The 15,791-nt window shown below is 38.1% G+C and carries 12 protein-coding genes and 1 pseudogene; 2 read left to right on the forward strand and 11 right to left on the reverse strand.

Annotation, left to right across the window (positions count from 1 at the left end; all coding sequences use genetic code 11):
• The first annotated feature begins 691 nt into the window (after positions 1-691).
• Positions 692-1,156 (forward strand): DUF2975 domain-containing protein, encoded by a 465-nt coding sequence (locus tag CJZ72_RS12205; protein WP_081133642.1) that lies wholly within the window; start codon positions 692-694, stop codon positions 1,154-1,156.
• Between the two features lie 11 nt (positions 1,157-1,167).
• The gene (locus CJZ72_RS12210; RefSeq protein ID WP_005875249.1) at positions 1,168-1,389 is read left to right on the forward strand and encodes a helix-turn-helix domain-containing protein; all 222 of its coding nucleotides are present in this window, start codon (positions 1,168-1,170) and stop codon (positions 1,387-1,389) included.
• A 171-nt stretch (positions 1,390-1,560) separates the two neighbouring features.
• On the opposite strand, the pseudogene CJZ72_RS15305 reads toward CJZ72_RS12210, so the two are convergent.
• The 11 genes and pseudogenes from CJZ72_RS15305 to CJZ72_RS12265 form a co-directional block, all read right to left on the reverse strand.
• Positions 1,561-1,680, reverse strand: a pseudogene (locus CJZ72_RS15305) (DUF3788 family protein); the annotation flags it as partial.
• Positions 1,681-1,846: 166 nt separating this feature from the next.
• Complete coding sequence (locus CJZ72_RS12215) at positions 1,847-2,191, reverse strand: type II toxin-antitoxin system PemK/MazF family toxin (RefSeq protein WP_081135353.1); 345 nt, start codon at positions 2,189-2,191, stop codon at positions 1,847-1,849.
• Entirely contained in the window at positions 2,181-2,462 is a 282-nt protein-coding gene (locus tag CJZ72_RS12220; protein ID WP_053109036.1) for a type II toxin-antitoxin system RelB/DinJ family antitoxin, read from the reverse strand. Before CJZ72_RS12220 ends, CJZ72_RS12215 begins: the two co-directional genes overlap by 11 nt.
• A gap of 744 nt (positions 2,463-3,206) precedes the next feature.
• Entirely contained in the window at positions 3,207-4,607 is a 1,401-nt protein-coding gene (locus CJZ72_RS12230; RefSeq protein WP_227260324.1) for a helix-turn-helix domain-containing protein, read from the reverse strand.
• A gap of 153 nt (positions 4,608-4,760) precedes the next feature.
• Complete coding sequence (locus tag CJZ72_RS14830) at positions 4,761-11,345, reverse strand: LPXTG cell wall anchor domain-containing protein (RefSeq protein WP_095443879.1); 6,585 nt, start codon at positions 11,343-11,345, stop codon at positions 4,761-4,763.
• A 549-nt stretch (positions 11,346-11,894) separates the two neighbouring features.
• Entirely contained in the window at positions 11,895-12,722 is an 828-nt protein-coding gene (locus CJZ72_RS12240; protein WP_081135358.1) for an Asp23/Gls24 family envelope stress response protein, read from the reverse strand.
• A 12-nt stretch (positions 12,723-12,734) separates the two neighbouring features.
• The gene (locus CJZ72_RS12245; protein WP_005878105.1) at positions 12,735-12,923 is read right to left on the reverse strand and encodes a DUF2273 domain-containing protein; all 189 of its coding nucleotides are present in this window, start codon (positions 12,921-12,923) and stop codon (positions 12,735-12,737) included.
• A 13-nt stretch (positions 12,924-12,936) separates the two neighbouring features.
• Positions 12,937-13,503, reverse strand: a complete 567-nt coding sequence (gene amaP / locus CJZ72_RS12250; RefSeq protein WP_081135360.1) for an alkaline shock response membrane anchor protein AmaP — start codon at positions 13,501-13,503, stop codon at positions 12,937-12,939.
• 21 nt (positions 13,504-13,524) lie between these two features.
• Positions 13,525-14,418: an SDR family oxidoreductase gene (locus tag CJZ72_RS12255; RefSeq protein WP_095443880.1), complete on the reverse strand. Its 894-nt coding sequence runs from the start codon at positions 14,416-14,418 to the stop codon at positions 13,525-13,527.
• A gap of 36 nt (positions 14,419-14,454) precedes the next feature.
• Positions 14,455-15,390, reverse strand: coding sequence for a magnesium transporter CorA family protein (locus CJZ72_RS12260; RefSeq protein WP_095443881.1), 936 nt, complete (start codon positions 15,388-15,390; stop codon positions 14,455-14,457).
• A 35-nt stretch (positions 15,391-15,425) separates the two neighbouring features.
• A complete protein-coding gene (locus tag CJZ72_RS12265) occupies positions 15,426-15,776 on the reverse strand; it encodes an iron-sulfur cluster biosynthesis family protein (protein ID WP_053109038.1) in 351 nt (116 codons plus the stop codon).
• Positions 15,777-15,791 lie beyond the last annotated feature (15 nt).

Below are 15,791 nucleotides of genomic sequence, written 5' to 3' on the forward strand. Positions count from 1 at the left end.
GAATTATACTGAAATTAGCTCATCTAATTTTTTTGAATGTAATAACCTAAAAAAAACAGATTCTTTTGAATCGATAAGTGAGGTGCTCTCATGGTAAAAAAAATCGTTTATGCCTGTATAACAACAATAATTTATCTAATAGTGTCAAATGTTGGTAATTTGTTTTTCGGTGTTTCGAAGGAATTCAGCTGGACGACTACGCTTTGGGAATCCTTTTTCTTCTTTATTTTTGTTCTTTTATTACAGAACTATCGAAAAAAGTAAGAAATTTTACAAGTTTTTTTCTCAACCAATCATACGTACGTTTCTATTGTTGCTGAATGTTTCAAAGGGTACAATCTTTAAAGAACTATTGCATCGATCAGTAGGACTATGAAAGATTTAACTATTTATTTTGTGCATATCATGCTATAATAAACAAAGTACGAAAAATATGTTATGCGACATTTTAATTTGTTTTGTTGAAATTTAATCCCACTGGCGTAACTTCAGGGTTACAAGGATGTATTAGTGGTTAGGGAATACATTGTTTAAATGAGAAATAGTTAATCTTTAGTAATGGTTTTACAGCTTTAAATAATAATATTGATTCGTTAGATCGCCTTTTCTCAAAAAGAAGAGGCTTTCGTTCACCTCTCTATTTATCGATAAACAATAAAGATATATCGTATAACGAAAAGGAATGATGTATATGAACGTATTTTTTACAAAAATAATGGTGGTTCTCTTAAATCTTGGTTTTATCCTTCTTGGATTGCTTTTAACCGTCCAAGTGACTACAAGCGCCCCCCACACCTATGATTGGCAAACCCTTCTAATGGTGGGTATGCTTTACTTTATTCTTTTGAACTGTCTATTCATTGGCAGTAGATTATTCCGATTATTGACCCAAGCAGCGAATAATCAAGTCTTTTCCTCAGCCAGCTTAGCTATCTTCAAACAACTACGTGGTGCCTTACTGCTGATTGTTCTAGCTGTTTGTGGCTTATTGCCTAAGTTTTATCTCTTAGCAGATTTGAGTGATTCACCTGGGATCATGCTTCTCGGTGGTTGTATCATTTTATTCCCATTCGCTATTTATGTGTTATCGACTACCATTTGTCGGCTACTGGAAGAAGCAATTTATTTAAAGAACGAGTCTGATTTAACTGTGTGAGGAGTGAGGAGATGGCAATAATTATCCATTTGGATGTGATGTTAGCAAAACGAAAAATGAGTGTAACTGACTTAAGTGACAAGGTTGGGATCACGATGGCCAATATCTCTATTTTAAAAAATGGCAAAGCAAAAGCGATCCGCTTTTCTACCCTCGACAAAATTTGTGAAGTCTTGCATTGTCAACCTGGAGATATTATCGAATATGTAAAAGATGAGCCAATGGAAAAATAACTACAAAAAAGCTGTCAAACTGATTCCTTAGTGTAGTCATCGAGTATAGGAAAAATCTAAAAATCAGGTTGCTATAGACTCTCGAATAAACGAAATTTCCAAAGTCATTTTTTTCGGAAATTTCAAAAGAAAAGCATGATACAAAAGTAAGAAACACTTTTGTATCATGCTTTAAAAACGAATAAACGGCAGGAGCAGAAGCAACTCCTCCTTAAATATGCCGAAATCCACAAAGATTTGAAAAGTAATTTTCGTGAATTTCTTCTTATTTCTCGGAGTTAAACACTTCTGTCACAGCCTCTCTCAAATAAACGAACGTCCAAAAGTCAGGTTTTTCGGAAATTTCAAAAAAAAACGAACAAAACAAAAAGCGTATTGTTCGTTTTTCTCTCCAATTTCTCAAACCGAAACGACTTTTGTCTCGACCTCTGTTCATTTTAGATATTAAAAAAAATCATCAGTCCTTATTGATAAAGAGCCGATTTTTCTCTATAAATCTATTTAACCTTTTCATATCATTAACTGATAGCATTCCAACTTTTTTAAAAGTTATGTTCTCTTTACTTTTGGGTATAGCCTTTAAAGTACCAACGTCAATCCATGATTGTTTTTGTAAGCCTGCTTCTTTCCATTCAGTAATTGGAAAATACACACTTTTTATTTTTTCTGATTTATTCTCATATTGGCTTGTGATTCCAAAGAACTCTACCCTATCTTTTTTATCACTAACTACCAAGATTGGTCTTCTTTTCCCACCATCTTTAAATGCTACATATACCGTCACTATTTCATTACGCTTCATCGAACCACACATCTAACTTTTCATCTGTATCTAGAACATCCACCGGCATATTCTTAGTTAGCTGTTGCAATCTGATTGCTTGCTTTTCTTCTTCACTTAGCTTTATATCTACTGGAAATTCGCCTCTAGCGACAACTTGTTTGTAAAGAATTGTAATTGCTGTTGTAGCATTTAAGCCCAACTCCTCCAGTATCATTTCTGCATTCTCTTTTAGTTCTTTGTCTATTCCAACTTGTATCCTACTTTTTTCAGTTGAATTTTTTACCTTCATTTACTTCCCCCCTTTGAGTGTTTTATACTCTTTATAATGCCATTATACTATATTTACGATTATAATATACTCTTTTTAGCTAATTTGCAAATAATCTAATCCATAGTTCTCAAGCTTGCGTCTTCATGTTCACGTAATACAATTTCATCTTCATTAATGTTTTTTAAAATTAGAAAAGGCCACACATTTTTTTTGAAATCAAATTTTCACTAGAAATGATCTTTGTGCCTAAATATATTTTAAAATCTTAAGAAGTGCATTTTGGTATCTTCTATCCACAGAGGAATTTGATAGAATAAATGACTGCCCCTCTGTACTAATTAAAGGAATATCCACTCCATCTTCATGAAGAACTTCAGAAAAATTGTACAACACAACCGTTTTAGATTCTGCATTCATTTCTGATCATTCAACTACATATTTTTCTTGATTAATTGTTGCTATAGGATCATCCGTAATTAGAAAAAGATAATAATCGACAAAATTTTTAAACTAATCTAGCCTATTCCTTGAAAGCTTTCCTGCATCAATAAATACGCTTCTAAGTTTTTAAAATTATTTGCTTTGTTCATAAATGTCTGCAAATGCAAATCTTTGGAGAGCTCATCCAAATTTCATTTTACAACTCATCAGTCCTTATTGATAAAGAGCCGATTTTTCCCACGGTATAGCATTCCCCAAATGGATCATTCGTCTAATTTTGGGAATGCTACACCATAAAAAAGATCAGTAACAGCTTACTTTTCAAAGAGAAAAGTCATTAACATTTTGTTGATGGAATTTGATTAAATTATGTATTTCTCTTGTCCTTGGCATAACTGAAATGCCAAAGACCGGTATATCAGAAGACTGACTGAGTGCCACTGTTGATATGATACAGTCATATGTGTTTTTGAGTCTTACCTGATCGCTCAAACATCCAAGATCGTTCTTTATGAACCGATAACGATTCCCTAAATACAGCTTTAATTTACCTACTATGTAATCTGCATGATGGATACCATCCATAACTAACAACGCCTTCACTTGTTTCCCAACTTCTCTTTCTTTTATCACCGCAGGCCAATGAAACACCAGCCAGGTCACGAGTTTTTCTAGCATCTCACTATCTACTTCATCGGCTTTTTCTTCTCTTACCAAATATTTTTCTAGCTCCACTTGGATGGATTTGATAAAGGGATGGAATTGCTGAAAAAATATCCGATACCTGTCATATAAGATATACGAGCACTCTTGCCTACCAGTGCTTCCATAAGCAACTCTTTCGATTACATCAGTACGATCGGTACATAAAATTTGATATTTTATTTCCAGATAAGTGATAGCTAAATCGATGATCGCCTGAATTTGGCTCATTTTTTCATGAATCATCTGTTGATCCAACCGCAAGATTTTACGAAGAAAGGGATGGTGGATCATTTGTTCGATCTGCTCTTTATACCAGTTATCCCAAGTCTCTTTGTCCTTCCCAGATTCTTTCCTCTCTTGTTCTGCCACACTTTCGTATTGTGTGAGTGTACTTGCAATGTAATAAAGCAATAAGTCGTTTTCTTTTTGATCTAGTTGCAGGATTCTTTCCTGAAGCTGGTGGTACATACCAAGTTCTGTCAGGAACAATCGGCTTTTTTGGCAAATGGTTGGCGAAAAAACTTCTTCTAAGCAAGTATACTTTTCTTGAAATAAACAAGCCATCAATTGAGTGATGGTTTCTTTTTTACCGATGATCTTGATTAGCCCACGTATAGTCAACTGATGTTTTTTAAGTACCTGATTGATTTTCTTCACTATCCGTCGCAAGGTACTTTCTGAAATGAACAATTCTTCGCATAGTTCCAAATACGAGCCATAGTGATTCAATAAAATCGCCTCTAAGAAACGGAATTCGATCGATTCCTTCAATATCGTCCGATAGATATAATCTTCTGTGATATGTGGCGCAATCGTTACAGTGACACCGACATCCCGATCCATTTGGATATGGATCTCTTTTGCGTATGAAATGATATCATTTAGGTCGTTTCTTACTGTTTTTGCAGAACAGGCCAGCTTTTTTTCTATGTCCTGAAAGCGATAGTTTTCTTTTTCAAAAAGCAACTCTAATAAATGAAGCTGACGTTTTAATTTATTTGATAAAATATCGAACATGTTATTCACCGTATTCTTTCATCTTGAATAAATTTAAAAAGCACTCAATTAAAGAGTATTTCATCTAATTGAGTGCTTCTATTCTTTATTTTAGAGAAGTTTGTTCGGGATAGAAAATTATTTTTTCTAAATTCAATAAAAAATGGTCTTGCGTTACTCTACTTTTTTATTTTCTGAATTGTCTTCTTTTTTTCGTTTCTTCCAAAACATCAGGAAGCTAGCCATTGCCACAAGAACGACACCAAAGATTGAAAAAGCAGCATTTCTGGTTGCATTGGTTTTAGGAAGGTTGCTACTATTGGCAGCTGCACCACCGGTTGCATCACCAGCTCCTCCTGCAGTTGTTCCATCAGCTGCGCCATCACCGCCGTTTCCTTGACCTGCTTGGCCTTCTTCCACAACTTCAAACGTGGCTTCTGTGTCTGCTGAAAATCCACCGTATGAGCGATCTGCTTTCACCGTTAATTTTACTGTTTGCGACCCAAGTTTTGAGGTATCGATTTCCATCTCTGGATCAAGCGTGACAGAATACGCATTTTTTGGAATATCTTTTCCATTCAATTTCACTTCTTTAAGCAATGATTTTAGATCCACTTGTTCTGTCCCTTTGACCAACTTCGCTTCTGCTGGCTCAACGATGAACTCGCCTGTTGGCTCAAATCCGTATTCTGTTACTTCGTAATACGCATAGTTCGAGCCATAGGTGAAGTTTCGTTCCATTTCTTCAGACATCAGTAAATTGCTATTGGAATCTGCATGATACACTTTGATGATCTCGCCAACTGTAACATTTAGCGGCTTTCCACTATTGAATCGTGAAATCGCCTGTTCGATCGTTTGGGTTCCACGGACTTCATATTTATACTTGCTACCTGAACGATTTAATACTTCGATACCATAATAGACCTCGTTGTCATCGAATTCTGTTACCCGATTGGATAACGTAGTCTGATCGTTGCCTTGCATGGATTGGATCTGCATTTGTTCTTTCTTCTTCAATAAGCCAAATGAACCAACAGTATCCCCATTACGATTCTTCAACTGGATCGTGCTGCCCCATTTAACTTCATATGGCACCGAAACATCCCTTGCAGTCACCCCATCTGCTGTCGCTACTTTGACATTCAGCGTTTTTGGTCCAGCTGTGTTCGTATCAAATGCATCCACTTGCTCTACAGTATAAAGGTTTTCGGCTAATTTTTGACCATTGAATCGAACATTTTCGATCAATTTCGTCGGATCTACTTCACTAGGATCTTCCCCTAAAGTCAATTCTTGTGTCACTGTATCTGCCTCGATATCTGTGATTGGTTCAAATTCATGGTTCGATACTTGATAATGGGCATAATTCGAGCCACCGGTAAAGTTTTTGACCAAATCATCCCGCATCAATAAGTTTCGACTTCCTGGTTCCGCATGATAGACTTTGATGACATCTCCTTCATCGATTGTCAAAGGCTGCCCTTTGTTGAAGCCTTTGATTGCTTGCCCAATCGTCATATTGCCAGTCACTTCATAGCTGTATTTCACTTTATCTGTGGATTCAGCTAACGGCATTCCCTCGTTAACGATCACTAGTGGCGGTTCTGAAGCTACAGTAGGCGCGCTGGTTTCAGTCATTTCTCCATTTTGTAAAGTTCTGATTGCTTCAAGTGGCGAGGCAACTTTCTTCGCATCAGGATTTTCCACGACCTCGATCCGGTAATACACATCTCGTCCAAAAACATTGTTGACAGGGTTTTCCAGAACAGTCGTATCTTCCCCTTTTGTTGCTTTGATCGACCAGTTATCATCTTGGTTGATCATACTGAAAGCACCCACTGTAGCATCTTCCAGTCCTTTTAAGATGACCGTACTGCCCCAACGTACTTTATAAGGCACGTCCATCTCAAGATCAGCTAATCCATCTTTCATTTCAAGGCGGATTTTAATCGTTTTATCCCCAATCGTACTTGTATCAAAATCAGATAATTTTTTGATCGTATATGCTTCCTCATCTACGGTCTCGCCATTGATCCGCACATCCGCAAACAAGTCATTCAATTTTGTTTCAGTTGTTTCTACGCCTAAGAAGAACTCCTTGTTGGCAGATTCAGCCTCCATCACTGGTAACGCTTTGAAGCCATAGGCGGTTACTTCATAATACGCATAAGGTGAACCATAGGTGAAATCTTCCTCTGATTCATTGACATATAACACAGAACTACCATCTGTTCGTTGTGGGTGATAAATCTTAACGACATCCCCGAACTGAACGCTGATCGCCTTATTGGTGCCAAAGTTATCCATTACCTGTTGCAACGTGGCACTGCCAGGAATTTCCTGACTATACGCAATCCGATCATCACGAAGGACTTCAATTGAATAGTACAAAGAAGAGTCGCTACTAATTTGTTCATTCGCTGGTGTGTCTAAGCCAGTGTGGATCGCTAACTGACGTCCAGAACCATTCGTTGTATGCAGTGAGAAGGCTCCCGCTGAATGATCATTTTCTGACTTAAGCAAGATCGTGTTGCCCCATTTGACTTCATAAGGCACAGTGATTTCTTTTGAGATATTACCATCTTTCGTATCAAATTGAATCCGCAGATCTTTTTTGCCAGCCGTTGTCGTATCAAATTTGCCTAGTTGTTTTACTGTGTATTGATCCGATGTCAATGGACTACCATTCACAGTCACACTGTTCACTAAACTAGCTCCGTCAACGTTCGTCGTGATGTCTCCTAATGTAAATTCTTGCGGTGATGAATCCACACTCACTGCTAAGATCGGTGTAAGTCCCTCTTCCGTCACTTCATAGTACGCTTCATTGGAACCCACTGTAAAGTCCTTCACCACTTCGTCCATCATAAAGAGGTTTTTGCCATTCGTTTCCGCATGATAGACTTTGATGACATCCCCTACAGCCATCGCAAGTGAGCTACCATTGTTAAAGCCCTTGATTGCCTCTCCGATCGTACTATTCCCTAAGACTTCATAGGTAAAGCTACTACTTACTCCTTTTATCACATCCAAGCGGTAATAGACTTGACGCCCGAGCAAGTTATTCACTGGGTTACTTAAGTTGGTGCCATCCACACCTTGAGTTGATTGAAGCAACCATTGTTTGTTTTGTTTAACTAAACTAAACGCACCAACAGTGGCATTATTCAGTCCTTTCAATACGAGAGAATCTCCCCACTTTACAGTATATTCTGCTTCGATCTCGTCAGATGACAAGCCGTCTTTCGCTGTCACTTTCAATTTTACTTTCCGCGTACCCACAGTCTGCGTACTTATATCTGATAATGTTTCTACCGTATAAAGATCTTCATCGATCTCCTGCCCATTGATTTTGACAGTTGAAACCAACTGATTTGCATCGATTGTGCGCGTCTCTTCCCCTAACAGAAGCTCTTTTTTCGCTCCTTCAGCTGTCATTACAGGGACAGGCACAAATCCTTGAGGTGTCACTTTATAGTAAGCATATTCTGTTCCATAGGTATAATCTTTTTCCTGCTCTCCGATCATAACAACTGAACTATTCGCTGTTTTCTCAGGATGGTAGATTTTAATGACATCATTGAGTTGAACATTCAATGATCCATTGCCATTATTAAAATCTTTTATTGCTTGATTTACTGTAAAGCGATTAGCTACTTCATATTCATATACACTTCGCTCATTTCGTAAAACCTCAAAAGAATAGTAAAGTCCATATGGATCATTTGTAGGTCCCACTGCATCTTCACCCGTTGTTGCTAGTCCCTTCGTCATGGCAATCTGGACCGATGAAGCACTCGTATCCCCAATCCGTAACGAAAAGGCACCAGCAGCGTCTCCAGTAGACGAACGCATCAGGATCGTATTGCCCCATTTCACTTCATACGGCACAGTGATTTCTTTAGAGACCATGCCATCTGTTGTTTCAAATTTGATCCGTAAGTTTTTAGATCCAGCAGAAGTAGTATCAAACTCTTCTAATTGAGTAACAGTATACAAATTATTCGTTAATTCGATTCCGTTGACTTTGATACTCTTGATTAGTTTGGTGCCATCGATTCCTTTCGTCGTTTCCCCTAGAGAAAATTCCTGAGGAGCAGCATCCGCTTCAACATTTAAAACGGCTTCTAATCCGTGGTCCGTCACTTTATAATACGCATAGTTTGAACCAACAGTGAAATCTTTGACTAACTCGTCTTCCATCAACAGATTTTTCCCGTTGGTTTCTGCGTGATAGACCTTGATCACATTCCCTTTCTCCACAATCAGAGGCTGCCCATTATTGAAGCCATTGATTGCCTCACGAATCGAACTATTTCCTGCTACTTCATAGTTGTATTTTCTGGTACTCCCATCTAACACTTCAATACTGTAATACGTCTCTCGCCCAAAATGATTATTGACGAAACCATTTAAGTTCGTTCCATTGATACCTTGACTTGACTGAAGTGCCCACTGACCGTTTTGATTTAATAAGCTATATGCACCTACAGTAGTATCATTCAAGCCTTTCAAGACAAACGTACTACCCCAACCAACGCTATAATTGATCTCAAATTCTTCTGAAGCAATCCCATCTTTCATCGTGATCCGGACACGCATTTTTCGAGAACCAATCGTACTTGTATCAAAATGACTAAGTGCTTCTACTGTGTATTGGTTTTTATCAAGTTTTTCACCGTTGATTGTTGCATTTTCGACTAAGCTCGCTGAATCAATATTGCGCGTGTCTTCACCTAAAACAAATACCTTCCCTGCACTTTCGGCTTCTACTACTGGTGCTGGTATAAGACCATTTTGTGTTACTCGATAATACGCGTAATCTGAACCATAGGTAAAATCATGTTCTTTTTCATCGATCATTACCACTGAACTTTTTGCAGATTTTTCTGGGTGGGTGATTTTGATGATATCGTTCATTTGAACGGTAATTTCATTACTGTTATTTCCAAAAGCATTCGTAATTTCCTGCAGTGTGGACCGATTAATTATCTCTTGTGCATATACTGGATTCCCGTTTCTTAACACCTCAAATTTATAATAGGGTGCAAACTGTAGTCCGTTGGGATTGACCGCTTCATCCCATGGAGAATCCAAGCCACGACGCATCACTATGGTAGCAGAAGAGGTATTCGCTTTATTTAGATTCAATGAAAAAGCACCTGCTGATCTACCATTTTGCGTACGCATCAAGATAGTATTTCCCCAAAAGACATTCACCGAGGTTTCAGCTGATCCTTTGATTAGCACATCACTATCAGGATGTTTCATTTGTAAGGTAAATTTTACCGGTTGCCTACCTACAACGTCATTTTTTGGTTCAATTGACTCCTCTGGTACAAATTGTACGGTATTCATATTGATTTCTCGGCCGTGCATGGTAACAGACTCCACATAATTTTTAAAAAAAGTTGCTAGTGTCGGATATGTTTGTCCTATCAGCCGATCCTCTATCGGTTTTAGCTTAATCGTCAACCCTTGATTTTTTTGGATATTCATTTTTATCTCTGCTTCTTCTTCTCTACCATCCGCCGTTTTCACGCGCGCTTTCCATGTTTGGACTCCCACACTTAGAGTATTGGGATTATTTATCCATTCTAATGTATAATTTTTTGCCGTTGCTACATCAAAATAATTTTTAGGATCAGGTACTTTGTCATATTGTAAAATATCAAAATTTTCTGCTTTAGGGGTGAGCAATGTATCTATCTTGATATTGAATGATGTTGTTGCACTTCTTCCCGTCTGATCGCTTACCCGAATCCTGACTGATTGACTACCAACTTTGCTAGTATCAGGTGCTACTTCCCATTGATAGGATACATTCCCACGTGAATTTCCAACATCAACATAATCTTTCGGATCAGGCACTGGCACGTGTTGTTCAAGCACATGTGTCCCTGATTTAGTTTTAGCAGTCAATGAACCAATATTCAATGGGATATCTACTTTGAACTCAGTTTGAACACCCACTGTAGTAAAACCCTCATCAGAACTGTCGTGATCCCACCAACTAAAAGAAACGGGCAACTTCGAAACCTTAAAGACTTCTTGTTGAGGAGGAGCTACTTTTAATCGAGTAAACGTAGCATTGATCTGCCCATTCGTACTGCCCGTAGTAGCAGCATCATCAGGCAACATACGCATTCGCCAATTTCCACTTTCAGAAACAACATCCATATAATAAATGGTGACAGGTGCATCTCCCCTTTCTTTTAAGATACCTATATATCTAACATCATAACTTAGATTAGGAAAACCTGGATAGTTATTTGGAACATGGATCGCACTAACACCTGACAATATATCATCAACTGAGATCGTATCTCCCACAACATAATTATCCTTTTCTGTCGAAAATTTAGCTGTGATTCTTCCTGCCACATAGTTGACCATCCAATTCGTAAGTCTTACATCACTACCTGTAGGCCTTGAAAGGGTATCTGGAATCGGTTTAGCCAACGAACGGGTCAGGTCGTCTCCTTTCAATATTGATTCCTCAAGCAAGGGAGTGCTGGCTTTTTCCGTTTTCTTTTTGCTCTCGTTTGTAGTACTTTTTTCTTTAGCTGTTGCAGATGTCGTCTCTTCTTTCTTCTTTTCTGAGGTACTCGTACTATCTGTTTTACTCGTGCTTCCAATTGTGGAACGTTCAACGGATTTTAGCGACGAGACTGCCTCAACAACTGGACCACTGATATTGCCAAAAGTCAGCCCTAAAATCAAGGAACTATGTAACAGTTTTTTACTGGTTTTCAACTATTTCTCCTCCTTTTATTCATTTATCCTTGAAACACTGGATTGCTAGTCACCTAGCTTTTTTCAATAGATTTTCATTTTGTGCATATGTAATTACATCTAAAAAAGCAAACTATCCTTTATTTGTTATTTATGATCGAAAGATAGATTATGTTCTAGCAATAAATTTCAAAAAAAGACTTGCTTTTTTTATTTGACCGAACTTGAAAAAGCTCTATCCTCTTAAATTTAAAGCAATTCACGTATGATTGAAATGTCATTTTTTCTATATCTATACGGAACAATTGAAAGAATCATCCCTCGTCTGTGCGTTATTCTATCGATTTCGTTACATTTGAATTGGGCCTATATAGGTAAAGGACCTATTCGTTACTTTTAATATAGAAGTACTTAAAACGAAAAAACACCAAAAGCAGCCTGCAAAGCATACTTTTGGTGTAAATATCCAATTATTCAACATGACTGCGTTTGTTCAATTCGCTCTTCTTTAAAGAACGTTCATTCAACTAACTACCTCATGTTCTGTTAGGATCTATCTTCGATTGCGCATTATTTAACTTCGGAGTCATGGTCCTTTGCTTGTTCTGTTTTTTCAGCAATTGCTTGTTTTGCCTTATCCGTTTGCTCAGAAGCAAATTGTCCGGTAGTTTTGGCTGCATTTGTTACTTTGTCTTGAACTGTTTCTTGTTTTGCGTCAAATTCTTCTTTTGACTGGATATCTGTAACATTGGCATTGATTTCGATCACATCTAAATGAGTCATGTTTTGTACTTCTTTACTAATGATCTCTTTTATTTGTTGATAGATGTCTTCGATGTCTTTCCCGTATTCCACGATGATCGACAAGTCAACAGCAACTTGTTTTTTACCGACTTCGGTATCGATCCCAGCAGTCGTATTATCTGTATTCACTAATTTCCCGGCAACATTTGAGAAGAAACCACCATCGACTGACAATAATCCATCGACTTGTTCTAATGCGATCCCGATGATTTTTTGGATCACTTTATCTTCGTAAGTCAAATCGCCGTTCATGTGCTCTTCCTTTCCATGTCCAGCTGGAGATTGTGGCGCATGGGGTGGAACTGGTCCACCAGGTGTATGTCCACCAGGTTTTGGTAGATCATGGGGAGCAGGTTGATGGTCCTCATGGTCTTTATCATGTTGATGTTTATCATTTTGATGTTTGTCGTGTTCGACTTTTTCTTCTACATTTGGCACAACTGGATCCGGATGTCCTGATACAGGTGCTGTTTTATTTTTTTCATCCGTGATTCCATTTGATTGGTTTGGTGTTACTGGATCTGGATGTGCAGAAACTGGTTTTCCCTGGTTATTATTTTGATTGTTTTGGTTGTTTTTTTCATTGTTATTCATATAATGTTCCTCCTAAGATTTGAAATAATCGTCTAAAAGATGCGTACGTTTCAAGTACATACCAACAGCTACACCAATGATCGCCATGATGATAACTAGTAGTGTTTTAAAAAAACCGATCGACAATAATAATATTGCTAGAATCAAGCCAATCACTCCGCAGATGATCGGGAGCTTGTACGTGGTCATAAATTCATTCATTTCGTCAGCCTCCCTATTCTACTCGCGCTTGATCTGCGCTTCTTTTATTCGTTGGTTCTTGATAACCTGTATACTTCACTGAAACTTGAACAGGTTCATCTTCTCCGAGTACATGTTTGATTTCTTTTTCGATATCTTTCATTAAGGTTCCTGTTTTCCCAATTAATGAAGATGTTCGTCTCAAATCGCCTTTGATCCCAACGGATAGCTTATTTTTAGTAGCTTTCACGTTGACTTTAGGGGAGTCGATAAAGTCATCTTGGTTCAAATGTGAACGAACCATGCCCTCGATAGCCTTTTTATCCAGCACTAATTCTCCGTTCCCTTTTTTCAGTAAGAAACTGCGGATCGTTTTTGGATAGAAAAGCAAGATCAGTATGCCAAGAATCAAGAGAATCGAAAAGGCGATTGCCACCCAAAAAATATAATGTCGCAGATAGAAATTCGTTAAAGAAAAGAAGCGGAAACGTTCTAACTGGAATGGTAATGGATAGATCGCACTGATCAAGATCACAAACAATAGCACGGACAATAGTAAAAGCGAAACGATTGTTCCAATGGTCTTTATTCCTTTATTCATTTTTCTCTCTCCAATCTTTCCTTATAGGTTGATTGCTTCGCCACCTGTGACACCGTAAATTTGTGCCGTCACATAGCTTGCTTTATTTGAAGCCAAGAAAACGTATACTGGTGCTAATTCAGCAGGTTGACCTGCTCGTTCTAACAGACTTTTTTGACCAAATTCTGGAATTGCATCCTCAGGTTGACCTTCATCTAGTTGAAGTGGCGTCCAAATAGGTCCAGGTGCCACACCGTTCACGCGGATTCCCTTCGGTGCCAACTGTTTTGCCAAACCAATCGTAAAGTTGGCAATTGCTGCTTTCGTCGCTGCATAATCTAATAAGTGCTCGCTTGGATTGGATGCTTGGACAGACGTTGTTGTAACAATTGCACCACCAGCTGGAATATGTGGAACAGCTTCTTTAACAAGTGCAAACATCGCAATGATATTGACCATGAACGTATCTTTTACTTGTTCCATCGGAAGATCGACAATCGATGGAGAAGAGATTTGCTGACCCGCATTTAAGACCAACGTGTCTAATCCCCTAAGTTCTGCAACGACTTTTTGGATAATTTCTTTTGGTGCAGTTTCTTCTCGTAGATCATACGGTAACAGCACAACTTTTCTGCCGGCTTTTTCGATATATGAAGCTACTTCTTTTGCATCTTCTTCTTCTCCTGGGAAAAAGTGCAACCCAATATCTGCCCCTTCTCTTGCATACGCAATCGCTGCGGCACGTCCGATACCAGAGTCGCCTCCAGTGATAAGAACACGTCTGTTTTCTAATTGATTCGAGCCTTCATAAGTTTCCTCCCCACAATCAGGGTTAGGACGCATTTCATTTTGTAACGCAGGTGTATCCTGGTCTTGTTTTGGAAATTTCTCTGTATGATAAAGGTTACGTGGGTCGATTAATTTTGGTTCAGTCATAGTTATCCTCCTAAATGTTAGTAAAACTGTTATTGATTATTTCGTGTAGTCTTTTCTGGTTAGATGATATCCAACAGCCGCCGCAATAACGATTGAGGCAATCACGACGAGTAAAAACCCTAATGTTGAGTTTTTTCCAGGGAGTCCACCAGTATTCATTCCCCAGACCCCAGCAATCATCGCTGGAACTGAGATGATCAAAGCGGCTGAATCTAAATATTTCATCAGATGGTTCAAGTGGTTGTCCATCATCCCGTTAAATAGATCGCCGATACTTTCTAATAGGTCACGGTAGATCAAGATCATTTTTTCAGTCTGACGTTGTCTCAGTTGGACATCATAAAGTAAACGGTCATCCGCTAATCCTTCGATGAATGTTTTGGAGTCCCATAAGGCATCCATTGTTCCTTTCTGATCTCTCAGCGTATGATCGATATAAACAATATCTCTTTCTAAATCCGCTTGTTTGTATAACTCTTCATTTTCCGTTGTTTTTCGGGCTTCTTGATCTAAAGAATCGATTCTTTTTTTCATTTCCTTCAATTCTTTCACATAATGGGTATAGATATCTAACACTGTGTATGCGATTACTTTTTCAAAAGAATCGATGTCCTCATGATGTTTTTCGATCAAATGTTCAAAAAAATCGGTTTCTTTTTCGACACAAGCAATCAATAGGTTATCTGATAAAACAAACGAAATCGGCGTCAAACGTTTCTCGATTTTTTCCTGTTTACTTGAGAGATTAAGTAATACCAAAGAAATCGGATGCTGCAACTTGGTCCCTGAAAGGTATTCCAGTCGAGACACTTCTTCGGGATAAGAATTCCCGATGAAGATGTCTTCTGGAAGTTGATACTTCTCGATGACTCTTCCGATTTCTTCAGTATCACTGTTGTTGATCACAAGCCAATTGAAATTTTTTTCATCTGTTTGTATTACTTTTTCTTTAATAAAGTAATAGTCCAGCATTATCAGTCTTCCCTTCTGTTTGTTTCGTCCTCAGATTAACTAAAGAAGCAGTGGCTGAGTTTGATATTGCGATCTAACACGGTAATTTCATTTTCTAAGGTAAAGCTATTCAGCTGTTGATTGTATTCCATACTTAATTGTCTACCTAAGTAAAATTGTTCAAGCTTAGAAGTATAGATCTCTAATACTGGATGATCGATCCGAGTGATATATTGGCCAAATTCATTCACAAACGGGATGATCTGAAAGAAGCTTCCTTTCGCACAGGCACTTTTCTCTCTTAAAAAGGGATCAGAATGATCAATCAAAGCTATAGCGATTTTCGAATGTTCCCCTACTTTTTCGATCAATGCTTTGGCAGCAGTTTTTGACATCGTGATTTCCATAGTCATCATCTCCTA

Origin of the sequence: Enterococcus durans (assembly GCF_002277935.1) — a bacterium.
GTDB lineage: Bacteria > Bacillota > Bacilli > Lactobacillales > Enterococcaceae > Enterococcus_B > Enterococcus_B durans.

Excerpts from the sequence above, each read along its gene's own strand:
- CJZ72_RS12205 (WP_081133642.1), top strand. The coding sequence starts at position 692 with ATGAACGTATTTTTTACAAAAATAATGGTGGTTCTCTTAAATCTTGGT.
- CJZ72_RS12210 (WP_005875249.1), top strand. The coding sequence starts at position 1,168 with ATGGCAATAATTATCCATTTGGATGTGATGTTAGCAAAACGAAAAATG.
- CJZ72_RS12215 (WP_081135353.1), bottom strand. The coding sequence starts at position 2,191 with ATGAAGCGTAATGAAATAGTGACGGTATATGTAGCATTTAAAGATGGT.
- CJZ72_RS12220 (WP_053109036.1), bottom strand. The coding sequence starts at position 2,462 with ATGAAGGTAAAAAATTCAACTGAAAAAAGTAGGATACAAGTTGGAATA.
- CJZ72_RS12230 (WP_227260324.1), bottom strand. The coding sequence starts at position 4,607 with ATGTTCGATATTTTATCAAATAAATTAAAACGTCAGCTTCATTTATTA.
- CJZ72_RS12240 (WP_081135358.1), bottom strand. The coding sequence starts at position 12,722 with ATGAATAACAATGAAAAAAACAACCAAAACAATCAAAATAATAACCAG.
- CJZ72_RS12245 (WP_005878105.1), bottom strand. The coding sequence starts at position 12,923 with ATGAATGAATTTATGACCACGTACAAGCTCCCGATCATCTGCGGAGTG.
- amaP (WP_081135360.1), bottom strand. The coding sequence starts at position 13,503 with ATGAATAAAGGAATAAAGACCATTGGAACAATCGTTTCGCTTTTACTA.
- CJZ72_RS12255 (WP_095443880.1), bottom strand. The coding sequence starts at position 14,418 with ATGACTGAACCAAAATTAATCGACCCACGTAACCTTTATCATACAGAG.
- CJZ72_RS12260 (WP_095443881.1), bottom strand. The coding sequence starts at position 15,390 with ATGCTGGACTATTACTTTATTAAAGAAAAAGTAATACAAACAGATGAA.
- CJZ72_RS12265 (WP_053109038.1), bottom strand. The coding sequence starts at position 15,776 with ATGGAAATCACGATGTCAAAAACTGCTGCCAAAGCATTGATCGAAAAA.